The sequence below is a fragment of the Bradyrhizobium sp. genome, assembly GCF_019244115.1.
Taxonomy (GTDB): domain Bacteria; phylum Pseudomonadota; class Alphaproteobacteria; order Rhizobiales; family Xanthobacteraceae; genus Bradyrhizobium.
The window spans coordinates 1-3848 of record NZ_JAFATE010000104.1 but is presented as its reverse complement, the minus strand read 5'-3'; the positions used below and the strand labels follow the sequence as shown (position 1 = coordinate 3848).

Sequence of the window (3848 nt, the reverse complement as noted above, 5' to 3'; positions counted from 1 at the left end):
GCAGGGAATGCCGGATGCTGGCCGCACCCATGGCCCGCCAGCAAAAGAAAAAGCTGGCGGCAGTTACCACAGGTCCAGCCGGAACAACCGGCATTCCCTGCGCGATGGCTTTACGGCTTATATCGCGCTCTCCCTGGGAACCGGGCTTTCTTGCTCCCATCGCCCGCAGCGTTCGTCACGCCAGCGCGCTTGACACCAGCGTCGGGGTGTCAGGACCACACGATTTTGCCGTCCGCCTCGGCGTCGTTCGTCCGCACGAAGAACTCGCGCGCGTCGCCAAAACGTCCATCGCAGTCCCGCCTCACGTGTCGTGACGATCGCGATGCGCCCCTCTCCATCGAGGCGGGATGGCGCGGAGAATACATGATTTTCTGGAAAACGGAAGCAAAATTTTTGCGAGCAGTTGAATCAGTAGGAACGACATTGAAATGCTTGGGAATTTCGATTTTACGCGCCCGGGATTTTGAGGCGTTGCCGGCCCGATCGATGGACCCATCCGCCTCGGGCGGGGCGAAGCACCCTGTCGTGGTGTCGAGCCCTGGCGCACTAAACTCGCGTTTGGAGCTATCACCAACGAGGGTGGTGGATTCGGTAAGCGTCCGGCCATGGCCGAAGCTGCCCGGCTGCAAATGAAAGTGTCCATCACTCAGCGCTCTTTCTGCGGTGACGAAAAATATCGCCGGTCGTGTCGGGGGCGCGAGCCGTTCGTCCGTTCGCATCGGAGCGCAACTACCGCTTCCGTTCGATGAATCCTCGCATCAGCCGCGTCGGCTCGTCGGTGAGAAACGAGCGGCCGAACACCTTGATGCTCAGATCGACCGATTGCTTCAGCGGCAGCTCCTCCCATTGCCGCAGCAAATCTTTTTGCGCGCGCAGCGCGTGGGGGCCGCAGGCCAGCAGCGCTGCGATGGTGTGCTCCACGGCGGCATCGAGGCCGCCTTCGGGTGCGACGACGTCGACGAGGCCCCAGGTGAGCGCGGTCGGCGCGTCGATGTTCTCCGCCGTCATGACGAGCCAGCGGGCGTGGCCCCAGCCGATCAACCGCGGCAGCAGCGCCGCGTGAATGACCGAGGGAATGCCGACCCGAACCTCGGGCATGCCGAATTTGGCATCGTGTGCCGCGATGCGAATATCGCAGGCGGCAGCTACCTCGAGCCCGCCGCCCAGGCACCATCCCGGCATGCGCGCGATGACTGGGGCCGGGAAGGCGCGCACGGCCTCGCAGAGATCGCGCAGGCGCGTGATGAAGGCTTCCGCGGTAGTTGGGTCCAGCCTCGCCATCTCCTTGATGTCGGCGCCGCCGATCAGGCTCTTTTCGCTCTGGCCGGCCAGCACCAGCACGCGAATGCTGCTGTCGGTCGCGAGCTGCTGCAAGCCACTGCGAACGGCATCGGTGACATCGGAACCCAGGATGTTGAGCGAGCCGGCATTGCAGATGGTGAGGCGGACGACGTTGCGGTCGTCGCGGTCGATACCGCAATGCGGATTGAGCATGTCCATGGGGCGGTTTCTCAGCGCTGTTCCGGGCAGGGGATCCCACTTCCGGATACCGAGGGGCGCCTGTCAAGACCCGGGCTGCGGCTGGTCGCGCGCAAATAGATGCAGCCTTTTCCGGCCAACATTGTTATTATATGACTACAAACATTCCATAGGACATCCATGCGCTATTCCAAGGAACACAAGCAGGAGACGCATACGCGGATCGTGAAGAAGGCCGCGGTCCTGCTCAGGGAAAAGGGCGCGCACGGCGTCGGGGTTGCCGACCTCATGAAGGAGGCCGGGCTCACCCATGGCGGCTTCTACGCGCATTTCGATTCTCGCGAAGCGCTGGTCATCGAGGCCTTTGCCTATGCGATGGACCGCGCGACCGAGCGCTGGCGGCAGATTGCGGCGCAGACCCCGCCGGACAAGCGGCTGACGACGATCGTCGATTCCTATCTGACGGCGGTTCATCGCGACGATCCCGGCCACGGCTGCACTGTGCCGGCGCTGGGCGCGGAGATCGTCCGCGAGAGCCCGAAGACCCGCAAGGCCTTTGCCGCAAAACTCGACCAGATGCTCGACATGATCGCCGAACAGATCGGCGATGTTCCGCGCAAGACCGCGCGCAAGCAGGCCATGGCCATGCTCGCGACGATGGCCGGCACGCTGCTGCTCGCGCGGATTGCCGGCAATGGCGAACTGTCGAACGAGATTCTCGCCGCCGGGCGCGAAGCCTCGCTCGGCCAGGCTGCGCCGGCCAAACCGGCTGCGACGAAAAGGGCTGCGGCCAAGGGCGCCGCTGCCGCCCGGTAGCAAAGCTCCAGGCTTCAAGACCAGGGCCTTAAGCCTTTGGTCGAATGCGGGTATTTCGTAGCTATCAATCCCGCGATTTTCGCAAAACTCCTGCGCGCCTGCGCCCTTTCCAAATGCCGCAAAGCCTGCAAGATGCCGACGAAAATCGGCATTCATGTAAGTCCCGGAGGAAACCCCATGCGCTCAATCGGACATTTCATCGGCGGCCGCGAGATCAAGGGCAGCTCCGGCCGGACCGCGGACGTTTTCGAGCCGATGACGGGGGATGTGCAGGCCAAGGTCGCGCTCGCCTCCAAGGCCGAGGTGCGGGCCGCGGTCGAGAACGCCCGCGCCGCGCAGGGCGAATGGGCCGCCACCAACCCGCAGCGCCGCGCCCGCGTGATGATGAAGTTTTTGGAGCTCGTGCAGCGCGACTACGACAAGCTCGCCGAACTATTGGCGCGCGAGCACGGCAAGACCGTCCCTGACGCCAAGGGCGACATCCAGCGTGGCCTCGAAGTCGTCGAATTCGCCTGCGGCATTCCGCATCTGATGAAGGGCGAATACACCGAAGGGGCGGGGCCCGGCATCGACATCTATTCGTTGCGCCAGCCGCTCGGCGTCGTCGCCGGCATCACGCCGTTCAACTTTCCCGCCATGATCCCGATGTGGAAGTTCGCGCCCGCGATCGCCTGCGGCAATGCCTTCATCCTGAAACCGTCGGAGCGCGATCCCGGCGTGCCGATGCGGCTCGCCGAGCTGATGATCGAGGCCGGCCTGCCGCCGGGCATTTTGAACGTCGTCAATGGCGACAAGGAAGCGGTCGACGCCATTTTGGACGATCCCGACATCAAGGCGGTCGGTTTTGTCGGCTCCTCGCCGATCGCGCAATACATCTATCAGCGCGCCGCGGCGCACGGAAAACGCTGCCAGTGTTTTGGCGGCGCCAAGAACCACGCCATCGTGATGCCGGACGCCGACATGGACCAGGCGGTCGACGCGCTGATCGGCGCCGGCTACGGCTCGGCCGGCGAGCGCTGCATGGCGGTGTCGGTCGCGGTCCCCGTCGGCAAGACCACTGGTGACCGGCTGATGGAAAAGCTGATCCCGCGCGTGGAATCGCTGAAAATCGGCACCTCGATCGATCCGTCGGCCGACTACGGCCCCCTGGTGACGCGCGAGGCGGTCGAGCGGGTCAAGAACTATGTCGATATCGGCATCAAGGAGGGCGCGACGCTCGCGGTCGATGGCCGCAGCTTCAAGATGCAGGGCTATGAAAACGGTTTTTACATGGGCGGCTGCCTGTTCGACCATGTCACCAAGGACATGCGGATCTACAAGGAAGAGATTTTTGGGCCGGTGCTGTCGGTGGTGCGTGCGCATGATTACAACGAGGCCCTGGCGCTGCCGTCGGATCACGACTACGGCAACGGCGTTGCCATCTTCACCCGCGACGGCGATGCCGCGCGCGACTTTGCAGCCAAAGTGAATGTCGGCATGGTCGGCATCAACGTGCCGATCCCGGTGCCGATCGCCTATTACACCTTTGGCGGCTGGAAGAAGTCCGGCTTCGG

General features: G+C 63.9%; 5 protein-coding genes. 3 read left to right on the top strand and 2 right to left on the bottom strand.

Features of this window, described 5'->3' with window-relative positions:
• Positions 1 to 193: hypothetical protein (locus JOZ76_RS04835; protein ID WP_441299975.1), on the top strand; the 193-nt coding region annotated here is incomplete at its 5' end.
• Between the two features lie 16 nt (positions 194 to 209).
• Here the strand turns inward: JOZ76_RS04835 and JOZ76_RS04830 are convergent.
• Positions 210 to 719 (bottom strand): hypothetical protein, encoded by a 510-nt coding sequence (locus tag JOZ76_RS04830; protein ID WP_291697487.1) that lies wholly within the window; start codon positions 717 to 719, stop codon positions 210 to 212.
• A gap of 10 nt (positions 720 to 729) precedes the next feature.
• A complete protein-coding gene (locus JOZ76_RS04825; RefSeq protein WP_291697486.1) occupies positions 730 to 1500 on the bottom strand; it encodes an enoyl-CoA hydratase in 771 nt (256 codons plus the stop codon).
• A gap of 159 nt (positions 1501 to 1659) precedes the next feature.
• On the opposite strand from JOZ76_RS04825, the gene JOZ76_RS04820 reads away from it, so the two are divergent.
• Together JOZ76_RS04820 and JOZ76_RS04815 are read left to right on the top strand one after the other, a co-directional pair.
• Complete coding sequence (locus JOZ76_RS04820; RefSeq protein WP_291697485.1) at positions 1660 to 2295, top strand: TetR/AcrR family transcriptional regulator; 636 nt, start codon at positions 1660 to 1662, stop codon at positions 2293 to 2295.
• A gap of 177 nt (positions 2296 to 2472) precedes the next feature.
• On the top strand, positions 2473 to 3848 hold a 1376-nt coding region (locus JOZ76_RS04815; protein ID WP_291697484.1), incomplete at its 3' end, for a CoA-acylating methylmalonate-semialdehyde dehydrogenase.

Excerpts from the sequence above, each read along its gene's own strand:
- JOZ76_RS04820 (WP_291697485.1), top strand. The coding sequence starts at position 1,660 with ATGCGCTATTCCAAGGAACACAAGCAGGAGACGCATACGCGGATCGTG.
- JOZ76_RS04825 (WP_291697486.1), bottom strand. The coding sequence starts at position 1,500 with ATGGACATGCTCAATCCGCATTGCGGTATCGACCGCGACGACCGCAAC.
- JOZ76_RS04830 (WP_291697487.1), bottom strand. The coding sequence starts at position 719 with ATGCGAACGGACGAACGGCTCGCGCCCCCGACACGACCGGCGATATTT.